Genomic DNA, 16,017 nt, shown 5'->3' on the forward strand with positions numbered 1-16,017 from the left:
TATACCACAGATATAAAAGATCCCCCGGAGAATTTGTTAGAATGTTTTCAAAGCATTGATTGCAGTTGGCGAACCTATTCGGAGAACAGATATAAAAAACTTAAAGAGAGATATGAGTGGCCGCTCGTAACCTATAGTTACTACTATGCAAACAGTGAAGTACAAAAATATTTTATGCTTAAGCCATCTAATCTAAAGAAACCGCTCAAAAAATATCTACAAATAAATCAAGTTGTGGAAAAGCAAGTTTCTGATCTGGTAATGTCCGAGACTAAAATTACACTTGAACAGATAGCGGCTACCGTTGATATCTCGGAGACTACCCTACGCAATCATGGGCTTGCTGAAGTTGTACGGAAACAGCAAGAAAGGCAGATATCATTGCACTTAGACAGAGAAGAAAGGTGCTTAAGGCAATCGTTTGATAATGAGTTGATAATGCGTAAATTCGCATCTGAATTTGACCCTCAGTACATGCATTTGGATGAGAAGAAAACTCAGGAAGGCATGTTTGGAGGAATTATTGCTTCAGGAATCCAAACATTAGCCCTAACATTTAAACTATGGGTAGAGTGTGGTTTATACGGTGAGGATGTAGTGGCTGGTACTGCTATGGATAATATCCGATTTATAAAACCTGTATACCCTGATGATGAGTTACATGTAGTTGTTGAAGTCATTAATCTAGAAGATAACCGAAAGAATACAGGAATTGTAACTGTGAATTTATCTACTTTTAATCATACGACTCAAAAAATTTTTGAAGGGGATCTTTCTGTAATAATAAAAAAATAACGTATCGTTAAATAAATGAAATTGACGGGATATCCCTCATTCACGTATTCCAAAGCGGGGAGAAAACATAGTAGCTCCTATCGTCAGCGCAAAGGAATGCACAAAAGATAATTATGTCCGTTCAGAGAATGGCTCCTGCAGATGCAGGAGCTGTTTTTGTCTGCACTAAACATTTAGTTGGCTGCATCATTGACACTGACCAGCACCGGGAAAATCCAGTGATCTTCTGTTGTGGGAAGCAAAATTTAAGGAGCTCCTTTATGAGAAGATGAAGGCTCTCTATCTGATGAATCACAGACCACGAAAATGTTTGGGATGGAAAACGGCTCATGAATCCTTTTCAGAGGAACTGTCGCACTTGGCTTGACAATCCGTTGAGTTAATTACTTCGCATACCGTATTGCTCGTAGGGCAGCGCTATAAAAGATGCTGTGCATTCAATTCTAGTAAGGCTGTAGAGATTTTGGGATGTACAGGAGCCTTCAGCTCTATAGAAGCAGTAAAGCCGCCCAATCCAGTTGGGCGGCTTTACTCTACAACAAATTTATACGTTTACTGATGTTACTTTACTGATGTTACTTACTGTCCGTTCGAGCTCCAGCTTCTTTTCTTGAGCAAATAGATTCCGGCTACCAGAATGAACCACACCGGTGTAACAAACAGCGCCACTCTCGTATCCTCGGCTAATGCCAAGATAACCAGAACGAAGACGAGAAAAGCCAGCACAATATAGTTAGACAGCGGGTACAGCGGCAGCTTGAATGTGTTGCGGCTGGCCAGCTCAGGCCGCGTGCGGCGATATCTCAGATGGCTGATTATGGTGATTCCCCAGACAAAGATAAAGCAAACCGTTGATACACTTGTAATTAAGGTAAATACTCCTTCAGGCATCACATAGTTCAGGATAATTGCGATCAAAATGACGATACTGGAGAACAGCAACGCATTGGACGGAACCTTCCTGCTGTTCAGCCGGCTCAACGAACTGGGGGCGTTGCCATCCTTAGCCATGGAGAACACCATCCGGCTTGTACTAAAAATAGCACTGTTGCAGGCTGAAGCCGCAGAGGTCAGCACAACAAAATTGACAATTCCTCCTGCTGCGGCAATGCCAATGGCTGTAAATACCTGTACAAACGGACTTTCACCCGGTACAATCTCGTTCCACGGATAAATGCTCATGATGATCAGCAGTGCACCGACATAGAAGAGCAGAATCCGAATTGGGATATTATTGATAGCTTTCGGAATGACCTTCTCGGGGTCCTTGGTTTCCCCTGCCGTCAGTCCAACAAGCTCCATGCCTACGAAGGCGAAGACCACCATTTGAAAAGAAAGCAGAAAACCATGAATCCCTTTCGGGAAGATTCCGCCGTGACTCCAGAGATTAGCGAAGCTCGAAGGTCCCTTGGTGGTGGAGAAGCCTTTGACAATCATAAATAACCCGACAACAATCAGGGCCAGAATCGCCAATACCTTGATCAGGGCAAACCAAAATTCCATCTCCCCGAACAGCTTAACCGTCGCCAGGTTCATAAGGAGTAGAATCACAAGTGCGATTAACCCTGGCATCCACTGAGGAATCTGCGGAAACCAATATTGAGTATACAGCCCGACCGCCGTCAGATCTGCCATCGCAATCGAAATCCAGCAGAACCAGTAGGTCCAACCGGTAATAAAAGCTGCCATATTCCCCAGATAGTCCTTAACAAAATCAACAAACGAATGATATTCCAAATTACTGAGCAGCAACTCCCCCAATGCACGCATTAACAGGAACAGAACCATACCTGTAATGATGTAGGCGATCAGGATGGATGGACCTGCCAGATGGATCGATTTTCCTGCCCCGAGGAACAAGCCAGTACCAATAGCCCCTCCGATGGCCATCAGCTGTACATGCCTGTTTTTCAACCCCCGTGTTAACTTTTCTTCCTGCATGGAAACTCACCACTCTCTTTCTGTAAATACTTCCTATGGACTGAAAATTTTTATACCTTTCATATTATAATAATTTGACCAGAATACCTATCCTTAAGCTGAAATTTTTTAGTTCATACAAAAAAGCCCACCTTTCACGGTTAGGACTGGACTACAACACTGTTAATCGGTAATCAATTGTGGACAGACAGCAGTGTATTAAACTACGTTCCAGCAATTGTATGTGTTTTTATCAATCATAAACCATTTTTCACTAACTGGTATGCACCATAGTCTTCTTCCGATTGATATTTAATTAATTGCCGCTGGCGGTTCGTTTTTGCTCGCCCTTGTTTCTTGTAATAATGTTGCCCAGGTCGGCGTCACATCACAAAAGAAAACGAACTTGTTACTCGTTTTCTTCTTTATTTGAGGCAGCAGTCGAGTGGATTTAGGCAGGTGCTAGATCATTTACGAATCGGCGCTGCAAGGTCTACACTGTAGTATAAAAAAGGAAGTTATGTATGTTCAGAACGTTGAATCGGAGACTAAATGCAGCAATGCCGCTGATTACGCCCATCAGCATTCTAATTGGCGTCCTGATCGGTACGCCGTTGTCGGCATACACCGGGTTCTCCCCCTTGCTATTTGCATTCATGACCTTTGCGGGTAGTATCAGCATGGGTTTCAAAGATTTTGTCCATGTGATGAAGCATCCCGGTCCGCTGATCGCCTGCCTGTTTATTCTTCATTTGGCCATGCCGCTGCTGGCGATGATGCTCGGACACTTGGCTTTCGCAGCCGATCCTTATACGATTACCGGACTTATTCTTGGTGCGGCCATCCCTACGTGGGTCTCCAGCTTCGTGTGGGTCAACATCTACAAGGGGAATACGGCGCTGACGCTAGCCATCATTTTGATTGACACGATTTTGGCCCCATTCGTCGTGCCTGGCATGATGTCCGTGCTGATCGGAGCCGATGTACACCTTGATACGTGGGGGATGATGCAGAGCCTCTTTGGGATGATTGTCGTTCCTTCACTAATCGGCATGGTGTTGAACGAATGGACCCAAGGGAAGATCGAGCAGGTGTGGGGACCTCGGCTGGCCCATTCTCCAAACTGGCTATGGCTCTAGTCGTGATGATTAACGGATCTGTAATCGCGCCCTATCTGGTCGATTTTAATCTAAAGCTTGTGGGGGTATGCCTGTTGATCATCGCTCTTGCCTCCACCGGATATGTAATTGGTTACCTGATCCCCAGGCTAATGAGGTGGAACGATGCCGACCGTACGGCGCTTGTCTTTAACGGCGGAATGCGCAATATCAGTGCAGGAGCCGTGCTTGCCATCACCTACTTCCCGGCTCCGGTAGCGCTCCCCGTGGTGCTAGGAATGATTTTCCAGCAATCCACCGCGTCTCTGGTCGGATTTTTGCTGAGCCGCCATGACCGAGGTAAGGCCAAGGAACGGGGAATCGCCGCTTAGAAGGACTCAAATGGGAGATGAATTCTTATATTGGACAGTTGAACTTTTGACGATGCTGCTCTGTTAATACTGAGCTTAGCAGGGTGGTCATATTAAAAATAGACAGCCATGAAGCTGTCTATTTTTAATTTTGATCCTGCTGCTTTTCCGGTGGAAAGTGACAGACCATCTGAAATACAGTTGATTAATAATATTTTTAATACTTACAACGGCTCTTTTCTGAGTAAAGGGGCAGGGCTATAACCGAAATGGTCATCGAACACCGAGGCTTTAATAAACTTTTCTCCTGCTAGAAGAAAGATAGCCGAGCTCTTCCCGGTATTTGGCCACTGTTCTGCGTGACAGCTCCAACCCTTCCTTAGCCAGCAGTTCTGTGATTGCCTGATCCGAAAACGGTTTTTTCTTCTCTTCGCCGTCGATGAGCTGCTTAATACGCATTTTTACGCTCTCCGATGAAGGGGCATCTCCGTCTTTCGACCCCAGGGCGGAGGTGAAGAAATATTTGAGCTCGAACAATCCACGGGGCGTCTGCATGTATTTGTTACTGATCGCCCGGCTGATCGTGGATTCATGCAAGCCGGTACTTTCAGCAATTTCCTTTTGGGTCATCGGTCTAAGGTAATGAACGCCATGCTCGAAAAATTCCCACTGCCTATCAACAATGGCTTGGGCTACACGCATCAGGGTCAGGCGGCGCTGCTCAAGGCTATGAATAAGCCATAATGCCGTGTTCATCTTCTCATGTAGAAACTGCTTCTCTGCTCCCAACGCCTGCTCCCGGAGCATACGCTGGTAAAAAGGATTAATCCCGACGCGCGGGACTGTGATATCATTAACTGTCACAATGTAGCCGTTCTTGGATTTCTCTACCGAGATATCTGCTATGTGATACGGGTGATCATATGGGGCAAATGCCGCCCCCGGACAAGGATTCAACTTGCGTATCTGGTCGGTGATTTGCTGTACCTCGCGAATGCTGATACCCAGAGCATCTGCGATTTTTTGTATGCGGTTACATGAAAGATTAACCATGTGATGTCGCACGATCTCTTCCAGGTAAACATCATCATTACCGGCATATCGCAGCTGCAAAAGAAGACATTCCTCCAGGCTGCGGGCAGCAATTCCTGCCGGTTCAAAGCCTTGGATCAGGGCGAGAATATTTTCAACCTCTTCAGTGGGGACGTCAAGTATTTCGGCAACTGTGTTTACCTCCAGCTCGAGGTAGCCTTTTTCATTTAAATTTCCAATCAGAAACATGGCAATCGTCTGTTGTAGCTTGGATAACCCGCGGACCATCCCAAGCTGCGCTTTGAGATGTCTATATAAATTATCCGCAGGGTTAGAGACAAAATCCAGAAGATCTACCGGATTATCGTTTTTTCGTGGTGCATATTCTTCCTCTTTACTTATCCTTTTGATGGACATGTCAATCTCTGTCAAATCAATAATCGGATTTTCATCCGCTTGCTCATGAAGATAGGACATTAGATCGACCGAAGAATATTGAAGAATCGTGATAGCTTGTCGTAATTCAGGAGTCATAACCAGCCTGAATGCTTGCTCTTGCTGTAATCCGTAGCGTATCATTTTATCTCAGCTCCTTGCTGGGCAACAATATAGCTTTTAATGAAACTTATTCGTGAAGCTAATGCAATTATACTGCCAACCTCTGATCTTGGAAAAGAAGTGAATGGAATAAGTTGAGTATGAATTGTGGATGATTCAATGAAGAGCGTACCAGATTACTTATTAACTTGTCAGTTTATTTTTTTGTAGAGGATTATTTCTTTTTTTATATACTAATTACATGAGAACTAGTCACCTGGGGGAATACTGTGAAACGAATTGATGAGATTTTAGAGTATATTGCCAATGGAACAAAGAAACTAACGGTAGAGGCTTTGCTGGACGGCGGTGGAATTACGGCAGCGGAAATAGCCGATCATCAGAATATGCTGAGAAATAATGTAAGCAAGGAGCTTAATAGTCTGCTTCGCGCCGACTTGATTATTAAAATCAAGGGAAGACCCGTCAAGTTTTTGCACAAGCAGGTAATCGAGGAGACCTTTAGAGTCCAGCTGAAAGAGAAACAGATCCAAGTCAACAGCATTAATGAAATATTGCTGCCTGGAGAGCAAGTCGATCCGTTTCACGCCTTAATCGGTTTCATGGGTAGTATGAGAAATCAGGTGGAGCAGGGAAAAGCGGCAATATTATATCCGCCGAAGGGCCTGCATACGCTGATTGTGGGGCAGACTGGCGTGGGAAAAACGATGTTTGCCAGGTTGATGTATAATTATGGGAAATATATGAAGCGGTTTTCAGAGCAAGCACCGTTTATCGTATTTAACTGCGCCGATTATTATAATAACCCTCAATTGCTACTTTCCCACATTTTTGGTCATGTGAAAGGGGCATTTACCGGGGCTGATCGGGAGAAGGAAGGGCTGGTCGAGAAAGCTGACGGTGGTATCCTGTTTTTAGATGAGATTCATCGGTTGCCTCCAGAAGGTCAGGAAATGATATTTTATTTCATGGACACGAACAGCTATAACAAATTGGGCGAGTCGGAACGCAAGCGGGAAGCAAACGTGCTGCTCATCGGCGCTACGACCGAAGATCCCGGTTCTTCCATGCTTAAGACCTTTATTAGACGGATACCGATTACGATCAACATTCCTTCCCTGCAAGAACGAACCGTTGAAGAGCGGTTTTTGATCCTGAAGCATCTCTTTGCAAACGAGGCCCATCGTGTGAACAAGCCCATCAGGGTTGAATTGGAAACGGTAAAAGCACTGATTGGTAGCGTCACCTATGGCAATATTGGCCAGTTGAAATCGAACATTCAGCTTGTGTGTGCTAAAGGATTTTTGAACAGCATACATGAAAATAAGGAAGAGATTGAACTTGATTTTAAAATTTTGCCCGGAAATATCAAGGAAGGTCTATTTAATATGGGAAAAAATCGCAAGGAGATTGCCGAAATGGAAATGGTCAACTCCTCGCTGTATATTACTCCTGAAGGCAGCAAAGGAATGGATGAAGCAGACGCTTCGGAACTGCCGTTTAACCTTTACAAACTGATTGAAGACAAAATAGGGATGCTGAAGGAAGAAGGGCTTGACGACAGCTTTATCAATAAGTTTATTACTACAGATGTCAATATTCATATTAAAAGCTTCTATAACCGATTTTATAACATCAAAGGAGGCCGGGAACGAATCCTTAAAATCGTGGGCAGAAATATCCTTGAATTCGCTGAACAGGTGCAGGAGATGGCTCAAACAGAACTGGGCAGAAAGTACAGCGACAGGTTTGTTTATGCCTTCAGCCTTCATTTGAGTGCCTTTTTAAAGCGAATCCGAGAGAAGAAATATATCAGTAAACAAGTCTATGATCCGATGAATGATCAGGATGAAGAATACAGACTGGCACTCATTATCAAGGATTTGATCGAGTCCAAGTTTGAAGTCAGCGTACCCGATGCCGAGACTACCTATGTGGCGATTCTTCTGAAATCGGTGGAAGAGGAGCATCAGGGAAATGTGGGAATCATCGTAGCTGCACATGGCAACAGTACGGCAAGCAGTATCGTTGGCGTTGTCAATAGCCTGCTGGGAAGCTCAAATATTTGCGCAGTAGACATGCCTTTGGATGTTAGCCCCAGAGAAATCCTGGAGGTTATTGTTGATAAAGTTAGGAGCATTGACAATGGCAGAGGCGTATTGCTGCTGGTTGATATGGGCTCCCTGCTCAATTTTGAAGCAACCATTATGGAGCGTGTCGGGATCAAGGTGAAGACTATTGATATGGTTTCAACTCCGCTTACGCTGGAGGCTGTGCGAAAGGCCAGTATTTTTGATATGAATATAGATGAAATTTACCAATCCTTAAAGGACTTCCGTGGTTATAACAATGGAAACGCCGAAGTAAAAGCAGAGAAGGTTAGTAATAAGGTCATAGTGACGGTCTGTTCCTCCGGCAAAGGCGCCGCAGCCAAGCTAAAGGAGTTTGTAGAGAAGGTCGTTTATGACTTAACCGAAGAGAAAATAGCCGTTGTACCGGCAAAGGTCAGGGAATTGGACAAAGTAGTGAAGGATTTACGGGTCAAGCATACGATTCTTGCGGTGATTGGAGTTAAGCGGCCAAGCGAGCTGAATGTACCGTTTATCCCTTTGGAAAAACTGATCGAGGCAAGCGGTGAGCAGGCATTAAGAGAACTGTTGCTGAACAATCAGTTGCCCGTTATGCATGAACACGGAAGCGTGGTCGTTAGAGATCTATGTGAGGATACGCTAAAGGAGTTTATGACTTATTTGAATCCTCACAAAATTTTGGGGATTTTGATGAAATTTATCGAGCAACTGGAACAGGAACTGGATGCCGATTTTCATTATGCAAAGAAGGTTCAGCTTGCTGTTCATACGGCTCATGCGATGGAACGAATGGTTATTGGAGAAGGGTTAGTATATCAGGGGGATGTATCCTTGCTTGGCCAACGAGTGCTCGATGCGGTGAACCGTTCCTGCAATATATTTGCTTCCAGTATGAACATCAAGCTGACTAATGATGAAAAATATTATATTTGCGAAATCCTAAGCGAAGTATATAACTGTATCCCCGAGTAATGGCGTAAGTGTATAAAACGATGCTGGATGTGTATTAAACATACGAATGAGGAAAATAAGCAGGTGGCCAGAAAAGACCAAATCCCCGGAAAAGCCAGGGGGTTTGGTCTTTTTTTGATGATTGAACGAGTCATACAGAATGTTGGCACGAGACTTGCATATAAGTATAGGCGAAGGATGTAAGGAGGGGGTGAAACAAATGATAGGTGTTATTGTTGGCACACACGGAAAACTTTCCAAAGAGATCTTAAGATCCACGGAAATGATTTTCGGCCATCTGGATAATGTGGTGGGCGTGACGTTTGAGCCAGGTGAAAGCGTTAACGGACTTGTTGAGAAGTACAAAGCGGCCTTGGAAACGATTGATTGGACGGACGGACTGATCTTTCTCGTCGATTTGTTTGGTGGCAGCCCCTATAATGCGGCTAGCAGGATTGTGGCCGGGTATGAAAAAATGGACATTGTAACAGGGGTAAACCTGCCAATGATCGTAGACCTGCTGACCAATAGAGGGCTGGAGAACGTGGAGAATCTGAGTGATCTGGTCATCCGTGCGGGTCAGGATTCGATGAAGTCTTTTCGTGTCATCCGGGACATACAAACAGAGGAGGAATTATAGGTATGGAAATATCATTTGTTCGTATTGATGACCGTCTGATTCATGGTCAGGTGGCTACTGTGTGGGTGAAGGAAACGAAGTGTAACAAAATTATCGCCGTCAGCGATGAGGTCGCTGCGGATACGCTGCGCAAAACCTTATTGCTACAGGTGGCGCCGCCGGGAATCAAGGCATATGTCGTCACGATTGCGAAAGCGATTGAAGCTTACAACAACCCTAAATATAACGATTTCAAGACCTTGTTCCTGTTTACCAATCCGACGGATGTACTGCGGGTTGTAGAAGGCGGAGTACCGTTTACATCGGTAAATGTAGGTGGGATGTGCTTCAAAGAAGGCAAAACACAAATTACCGGAGCGGTGTCCGTAGACAAGCAGGATGTAGAGGCATTTCATAAACTGCACGAAAAGGGGATTGAACTGGAAATTAGAAAAGTAGCCAGTGATCCTAAAATCGATTTGATTAACAAGCTCCAAAATGTCCAGTTTTAACAGCAAGTACGCATAAGAGAGGGGGTCAAACATGAGTGCTTTTGAAATTGTAATGGTAGCGCTGGTTGCAGCCATTTGCGGAATGGGCAGTGTTTTGGATGAAGGACAGACTCATCGGCCTATAGTTGCGTGTACACTGATTGGTCTGGTTTTGGGTGATCTTAAAACGGGCATTATTCTAGGCGGTACGCTGGAATTGATGGCTTTGGGCTGGATGAATGTCGGAGCGTCCATGGCTCCGGATGCGGCTTTGGCCAGTGTAGTCTCGACCATATTGGTTATTGTTGGACATCAGTCGATCGGTGCCGGAATTGCCGTTGCGATTCCGATTGCCGCTGCCGGACAAGTGTTGACCATTTTTGTTAGAACGATTACCGTGTTCTTTCAGCACCTGGCAGATAAATATGCCGAATCTTCAAATTTCAAAGGAATTGAATTATGTCACTTCATAGCCCTCCTTCTTCAGGGATTACGCGTCGCTCTGCCTGCCGTATTGGTGGCTATTGCAGCAGAAACCGGTCTGGTTACGACTTTGCTGGATGCAATCCCGGAGGTCATTACAAAAGGGCTGCAAATTGCAGGGGGATTTATCGTCGTTGTAGGGTATGCCATGGTTATTAACATGATGGCAGCCAAATACCTGATGCCTTTCTTTTTCCTGGGCTTTGTCATCGCGGCATTTACAAGCATCAATCTGGTTGGCTTTGGAATCATAGGGGCGGTTCTGGCTCTGCTGTATATCCAGCTCAATCCTAAATATAGCCAGCGAAAAGATCAAATGGGTGAAATTGAAGAGCTCTAAAGAAATTCCTAATGAAAGGGTGGGGTACTATGGAAGAAAAAAAGTTGACAAAAAGCGATTTAAACAAAATGTTTTTCCGTTCATGGTTCCTGCTGGGCTCGTTTAACTTTGAGCGTATGCAGTCGATTGGTTTTTGTGTCACCTTGATTCCGGCAATCAAGCGGCTATACAGCAAGAAGGAAGACCAAAAAGAAGCACTAAAGCGGCATCTGGAGTTTTTTAATACTCAACCGTTTATCTCTGCACCGATTATGGGGGTAACGGCGGCTATGGAGGAGCAGAAAGCCAATGGCCAGCCGATTGATAATGCTACCATAAGCGGAGTGAAAATAGGGTTAATGGGGCCTTTGGCTGGAGTAGGGGACCCTATTTTCTGGGGAACGTTACGCCCCGTTCTGGCTGCGTTGGGAGCTTCCATTGCATTGTCCGGGAGCGTTATCGGGCCTATCCTATTTTTCTTGCTCTTTAATGTTATTCGCCTGGCAACCAAGTGGTACGGACTGAAATACGGCTACCAAAAAGGGACGGAGATTGTGTCCGACATGTCCGGAAACCGGCTGCAAAAGCTTACGGAATCGGCCTCCATCCTGGGACTTTTTGTTATGGGCGCACTCGTATCGAAATGGACTACTCTGAATGTGCCACTCGAAGTATCCAGATATACCCGTTCGGATGGAGTAGAGGTTGTTACGACGATACAGATGATTCTGGATCAATTGATGCCTGGTCTGTTGCCTCTCTTGCTGACTTTTTTGTGCATGAGACTGCTCAAAAAGAAAGTGAATGCTATTGCTCTGATTTTTGCTTTATTCGCAATCGGAATTATTGGATACGCTCTTGGCATATTGGCTTAAGCCAGTTTGTAAAGTGATCCGGTCAAGTAGCCATCTCTGACCGGAAACCCGCTTTTTGAATTTGTAAACGCTTTAAATTCTACTGGTTAAAATATTCCATAATCTACAAGCGAACCTGCAAGCGTTCAACGATGGTCGTGGAAGACTGATGGCCTGTTTGAAGCTGATACAGGCACGGCTCTATACCTTAAATCACCACAGGCTCAATGATGGTTTTAAAGCCATCTTGAGCCTGTAAACTTTCACCCACATCCTCATGAAATAGGGAGAATTCTGATGACGATATTTACCAGATCAATGGGAGGTAAGGAGATCTTCTGCAATCTTCACTAAGTCCTGCTTGACCAGCGGACTACTCGGATTATCATAAATTTCGTAGAGCAAATGATGGTCGTCATCTTTCCAGCCAAGCCGGTTTTTGCTGGTAATGGATGCCCCGCTTATCTCACCCGATTTGATGTAATAGGCCGCGGTTCCTTTAATCGTCAGCTTCTCGGCTGCATCTCGATCATTCTGAAAGACAGTCAGCTTGGAATCAGGCGTAAGTGTCGTAATGGAAATGCTCACATAATCGCTTCCTTTCACATACCGTGCTGCAGTAAAGTCTGCCTTTTCCCAGCTCAGCTTCTTGATAAGCAGCTTTTCGCCTGCTGGAGCGGTTTTGGACTTCTGAATGAGCTCATCTGCCAAAGTGCGGTATTCTTTATTTTGCAGAAATTTGGGATACATAAAGGCAGGATATACATATCCGTAATCGAAACGGTAGCCGTTCGGTAGATGGGATGGACTATCCAAGCGTGGTGCATGCGTCCGTTTAATTTCATTTTGCAGACTGTTGAAACTGGAAAATTCCCCTTGTTTATATTCAAATTTGATCGGATTGGACCGATCTGCGTTATTCATAAAATCATCCTTAATATAATAGGCGGCATATTCTCCCGGCTGAAGCTGGTCTTTGACCTGTTGGCTGTACGCATTCAGTAGCCGGGAATACGTCTTGGCAAAATCTGTGGGCTCGTCAGCTTTAGCTGTATTTAATACGACGTCGCCCTTGCTGTTACGAAATTCAAGGTATTGCGAAGCCGCATATCCGGTTAGGGAAGCACCCAAAACAAAAAACGAGATCATTGCGGGGACTGCGATACCGGAGCGTAGGCCTTTGGCAAACAGCCTCGCTTTTCGTTGCTCCTTTTGATAGACCCGATCCATCACCTTGTCCGTGACATCAAACACCTGGATTTTGAACGCTTTTGTCGGCAGCAAATCCATTTCTTTTATGCTTTCGTCTTGAACAGTGTGCTGAAATTCACGCATTCCTCTTCCTCCTTCACAGGGCTCATCATTTTTTTGAGCTTTGTTTTCGTCCTGCCGTATTTTTTCTTGATAGCTTCCTGGCTTTTGTTCATGATTTCACCGATCTCACCAAACGACTTTTCTTCAAATATTCGCAGTACCAGCAAACTTCGCTCTTCTGCTGTCAGTTTGTTCAGCGCCCGGCTGAGCGGTTCACTGAAAAGCTGGCTTTCTATGGCCTGTGCAGCACTGTCAGTGGCAGTCATATTGTGGGTGAACAGCCCAAGCTTCAATGTTTGGTGTAATTTCTTCCGGCGAATCAAGTTCAAGCAATGATAATAAGCTATTTTATACAACCAGGACGAGAAGCTTACTGTCGGCTTGTACATGTTAATTTTCTCAAATGACTTGACCAGGATATCCTGAACGGCGTCCTCTGCTTCTTGTTCGTTGCCCAGAAGCCGCCAGCAGTACACCAGAATCTGACGCTGGTATTTCTTTACGATAAAAGCGTAATCCTGAATCTTGCCTGCCTGGACCCGTTTGATTCTGTATTCTACTTCTTCATCCAAATCTTTAGGCACCTCCTCTGTTCAGCATGATGTATATATAACAAACGAAGTGAGCCCAAAAGGAGAGCCCCTGCAAAAGCCTTGCTTTTGTTTAAATCAAGACTCCGAACTGGAAAACAGATGCCGAAAAATGCAAAAGGAGCCCATTCTCAAGCGAGGATGGGCTCCTTTTTCTCGTGCGCCCGGCATGGGCGATAACTTGGCGGTGAAAGTCCGCTACAGGCTTGGCAGTAGGAACTGTTAGCCAAGGGCAAGGGTGTCTGCCGCGAGGCAGAATCTGAAGGAAGCCGGAGGCAAACCCTCGGTCTGACGAACAGAAATCACATAGAAGGCATGATGGAACGGACGAGCTTGCGAGACAAAGTGAAGTCCAATACTGCCCGAATTCCATGATGTAAATGTGACAGATAGATGAGGGGAAGGTTATCGCTCTTACCCGGGGAGGTCTCACAGACGTTGTGTAGGAAAAAAAAAATATTATCCGAAAGACGGAGTAAAGCTTGCTGTGAGAAGTCAGCAGAGGCCATAGTACCGGAAGTTTTTTTTTCGGAAAGGGCTGAACAATCGTAGGTCTTGAGTACAAACAGGAAGGAGAGTCGGTGTGATGAAAGCAGAATACCGAAAGGGCTACCTGCAAAGGGATAGCGTGGAACGCGAAGAGTATGCAGGAGCGCGGAGCATCGGCTCTCGGGAAAGTAGGGAAAGAGGCGGTGCAAGCGACGTGCTGGAAAAGATACTGGACAGGAACAACCTGAACAGAGCCTACCAGCAAGTCAAGCGCAATCACGGAGCGCCGGGAATCGACGGAATGACCGTCGAGGCGGCATTGTCGTGGCTGCGGGAGAACAGAGTGGAACTCTTGGGAAGCATCCGGGATGGAAAATACAAGCCAAGCCCGGTACGACGCAAGAACATCCCCAAACCAGATGGAAGCGGAGTCCGAAAGCTCGGCATCCCGACGGTCGTAGATCGCATCATCCAGCAAGCCATTGCCCAGCAACTGCAACCGCTGTTTGAGCCGCTCTTTTCGGAAGGAAGCTACGGCTATCGCCCAAGGCGAAGTGCCCAGCAAGCGATTCGAAAAGTGAAGACTTATGCGGAGCAGGGTTATAGCCATGCGGTAGAAATCGACCTCTCGAAGTATTTCGATACGCTGAACCATGAACTGCTCATGAACCTCCTGCGCAAGCAAATTCAGGACAAGCGCGTGACGGGCCTGATTAAAAAGTACCTGAAGAGCGGAGTGATGGAAAACGGAATACGCCGCAAAACAGAAGAAGGTTCTCCGCAGGGTGGGCCGCTGTCGCCGCTTTTAGCGAACATCTATCTGAACGAATTCGATCAGGAGATGCAAAGCCGAGGCGTGAGGTTCATTCGGTACGCGGATGACATCGTGGTACTGGCAAAGAGCAAACGAGCAGCAACGCGGCTATTGAAATCAAGCCGGACGTATCTGGAGAACAAGCTAAAACTCCAGATGAATGCGCAGAAAAGCAAGGTCGTCAGTGCCGTGGCACGAAAGCACTTCAAATTTCTTGGATTCGCCTTGGGAAAGAACAGAAACGGGATGTACATTCGGGTTCACCCGCAATCCCTCACGAAGGCAAAGAGGAAACTGAAAGAGCTAACGAGCCGGAGTCAAGGCAGGAATGCCAGGCAGGTGATGGAAAACGTCAAGGTCTACATTCGCGGATGGATTGGTTATTTCTATGCAGCCGACATGAAGCGAATCCTGCAAAGTTGGAATGAATGGCTGCGAAGACGAATGCGCATGTACATCTGGAAAGAGTGGAAGAAACCGAGAACGAAGGTACGGAACCTGCGAAACCTGGGAGTACCGGAGGGGCAGGCCTACCCATGGGGAAACACCCGTCTGGGGTACTGGCGCATTGCCGGAAGTGCGATAATGCAACGCTCGGTTACAAACAAAAGGCTCGTACAGGCAGGGTATTATGACTTCCCTGCGCAGTACGAGCGTCTACGTCAATTGTACTTAAACGGTTGAACCGCCGTATACCGAACGGTACGTACGGTGGTGTGAGAGGTCGGCTACTCAACTAATGGGTAGCCTCCTACTCGATTTCACCCTTTTGGCCATTCTGTACAATGAAAAGCCGGCCCGTCCATTTCCATAATCCCGTTATCATTTATGTCTATCACTCATACTTTTCTGCGACTAATGAATGGGTAGGGATATCCCTTGTACTTTGACGTTTATCATGCCAATGGATAGGCCCGTATACTTCTCAATGGCTTCCCGAACATTTTTCTGTAATTCTCTGCCTACATCGTACATTTTTGTTCCATAATGAACGACAATGCTTAAATCGACATCCAGCCCTGATTCTGTCACATGAAGCTCAATGCCATTTTGCAGGCTTTTCCCACTTAACTTGTTGGTGATTCCTTCGACGACTTCCGTTGACATCGATGCAATTCCCATTGTTGCAGTTGCTGTCTTGCCAATGATATTAGAAATAGCATCCTTGGAAATCGCAATACTTCCCAGTACGTTTTGAATTAACATGCAGGATTCCTCCTCGTGTGTGTT

The 16,017-nt window shown here is 45.7% G+C and carries 12 protein-coding genes and 1 pseudogene; 8 read left to right on the plus strand and 5 right to left on the minus strand.

The window, feature by feature from the left end; all coding sequences use genetic code 11:
- The first annotated feature begins 375 nt into the window (after positions 1–375).
- Entirely contained in the window at positions 376–795 is a 420-nt protein-coding gene (locus tag GCU48_RS13760; protein WP_152382162.1) for a MaoC/PaaZ C-terminal domain-containing protein, read from the plus strand.
- Positions 796–1,374: 579 nt separating this feature from the next.
- On the opposite strand, the gene GCU48_RS13765 is transcribed toward GCU48_RS13760, so the two are convergent.
- A complete protein-coding gene (locus GCU48_RS13765) occupies positions 1,375–2,736 on the minus strand; it encodes an amino acid permease (RefSeq protein WP_152380378.1) in 1,362 nt (453 codons plus the stop codon).
- Between the two features lie 503 nt (positions 2,737–3,239).
- Here GCU48_RS13765 and GCU48_RS13770 point away from each other — a divergent pair.
- A pseudogene (locus GCU48_RS13770) lies at positions 3,240–4,204 on the plus strand (bile acid:sodium symporter family protein).
- Positions 4,205–4,474: 270 nt separating this feature from the next.
- Here the strand turns inward: GCU48_RS13770 and rpoN are convergent.
- Complete coding sequence (gene rpoN, locus GCU48_RS13775; protein WP_167518694.1) at positions 4,475–5,794, minus strand: RNA polymerase factor sigma-54; 1,320 nt, start codon at positions 5,792–5,794, stop codon at positions 4,475–4,477.
- A gap of 248 nt (positions 5,795–6,042) precedes the next feature.
- Between rpoN and GCU48_RS13780 the strand changes: the two genes are divergently transcribed.
- The 5 genes from GCU48_RS13780 (at position 6,043) to manZ (ending at position 11,601) form a co-directional block, all read left to right on the plus strand.
- Positions 6,043–8,835 carry a sigma-54-dependent transcriptional regulator gene (locus tag GCU48_RS13780; protein WP_152380379.1) on the plus strand — a complete coding sequence of 931 codons (2,793 nt, stop codon included), beginning with the start codon at positions 6,043–6,045 and terminating at the stop codon, positions 8,833–8,835.
- Between the two features lie 199 nt (positions 8,836–9,034).
- The gene (locus tag GCU48_RS13785; RefSeq protein ID WP_025716395.1) at positions 9,035–9,454 is read left to right on the plus strand and encodes a PTS sugar transporter subunit IIA; all 420 of its coding nucleotides are present in this window, start codon (positions 9,035–9,037) and stop codon (positions 9,452–9,454) included.
- A 2-nt stretch (positions 9,455–9,456) separates the two neighbouring features.
- The gene (locus GCU48_RS13790; RefSeq protein ID WP_025716394.1) at positions 9,457–9,945 is read left to right on the plus strand and encodes a mannose/fructose/sorbose PTS transporter subunit IIB; all 489 of its coding nucleotides are present in this window, start codon (positions 9,457–9,459) and stop codon (positions 9,943–9,945) included.
- Positions 9,946–9,976: 31 nt separating this feature from the next.
- Positions 9,977–10,747, plus strand: coding sequence for a PTS mannose/fructose/sorbose transporter subunit IIC (locus GCU48_RS13795; protein WP_152380380.1), 771 nt, complete (start codon positions 9,977–9,979; stop codon positions 10,745–10,747).
- Positions 10,748–10,776: 29 nt separating this feature from the next.
- Positions 10,777–11,601: a PTS mannose transporter subunit IID gene (gene manZ / locus GCU48_RS13800; protein ID WP_152380381.1), complete on the plus strand. Its 825-nt coding sequence runs from the start codon at positions 10,777–10,779 to the stop codon at positions 11,599–11,601.
- Between the two features lie 294 nt (positions 11,602–11,895).
- Here manZ and GCU48_RS13805 read toward each other — a convergent pair whose 3' ends face one another.
- The gene (locus tag GCU48_RS13805) at positions 11,896–12,915 is read right to left on the minus strand and encodes a DUF4367 domain-containing protein (protein WP_152380382.1); all 1,020 of its coding nucleotides are present in this window, start codon (positions 12,913–12,915) and stop codon (positions 11,896–11,898) included.
- Positions 12,876–13,466: an RNA polymerase sigma factor gene (locus tag GCU48_RS13810; protein ID WP_152380383.1), complete on the minus strand. Its 591-nt coding sequence runs from the start codon at positions 13,464–13,466 to the stop codon at positions 12,876–12,878. Before GCU48_RS13810 ends, GCU48_RS13805 begins: the two co-directional genes overlap by 40 nt.
- A gap of 604 nt (positions 13,467–14,070) precedes the next feature.
- On the opposite strand from GCU48_RS13810, the gene ltrA reads away from it, so the two are divergent.
- A complete protein-coding gene (ltrA, locus tag GCU48_RS13820; protein WP_152380384.1) occupies positions 14,071–15,471 on the plus strand; it encodes a group II intron reverse transcriptase/maturase in 1,401 nt (466 codons plus the stop codon).
- 171 nt (positions 15,472–15,642) lie between these two features.
- On the opposite strand, the gene GCU48_RS13825 is transcribed toward ltrA, so the two are convergent.
- Entirely contained in the window at positions 15,643–15,993 is a 351-nt protein-coding gene (locus tag GCU48_RS13825; RefSeq protein ID WP_152380385.1) for an Asp23/Gls24 family envelope stress response protein, read from the minus strand.
- Between the last annotated feature and the right edge of the window lie 24 nt (positions 15,994–16,017).

It is taken from the genome of Paenibacillus brasilensis (assembly GCF_009363115.1).
In the GTDB taxonomy this organism is placed as follows: domain Bacteria; phylum Bacillota; class Bacilli; order Paenibacillales; family Paenibacillaceae; genus Paenibacillus; species Paenibacillus brasilensis.

Excerpts from the sequence above, each read along its gene's own strand:
- GCU48_RS13765 (WP_152380378.1), bottom strand. The coding sequence starts at position 2,736 with ATGCAGGAAGAAAAGTTAACACGGGGGTTGAAAAACAGGCATGTACAG.
- rpoN (WP_167518694.1), bottom strand. The coding sequence starts at position 5,794 with ATGATACGCTACGGATTACAGCAAGAGCAAGCATTCAGGCTGGTTATG.
- GCU48_RS13785 (WP_025716395.1), top strand. The coding sequence starts at position 9,035 with ATGATAGGTGTTATTGTTGGCACACACGGAAAACTTTCCAAAGAGATC.
- GCU48_RS13790 (WP_025716394.1), top strand. The coding sequence starts at position 9,457 with ATGGAAATATCATTTGTTCGTATTGATGACCGTCTGATTCATGGTCAG.
- GCU48_RS13795 (WP_152380380.1), top strand. The coding sequence starts at position 9,977 with ATGAGTGCTTTTGAAATTGTAATGGTAGCGCTGGTTGCAGCCATTTGC.
- manZ (WP_152380381.1), top strand. The coding sequence starts at position 10,777 with ATGGAAGAAAAAAAGTTGACAAAAAGCGATTTAAACAAAATGTTTTTC.
- GCU48_RS13805 (WP_152380382.1), bottom strand. The coding sequence starts at position 12,915 with ATGCGTGAATTTCAGCACACTGTTCAAGACGAAAGCATAAAAGAAATG.
- ltrA (WP_152380384.1), top strand. The coding sequence starts at position 14,071 with ATGAAAGCAGAATACCGAAAGGGCTACCTGCAAAGGGATAGCGTGGAA.
- GCU48_RS13825 (WP_152380385.1), bottom strand. The coding sequence starts at position 15,993 with ATGTTAATTCAAAACGTACTGGGAAGTATTGCGATTTCCAAGGATGCT.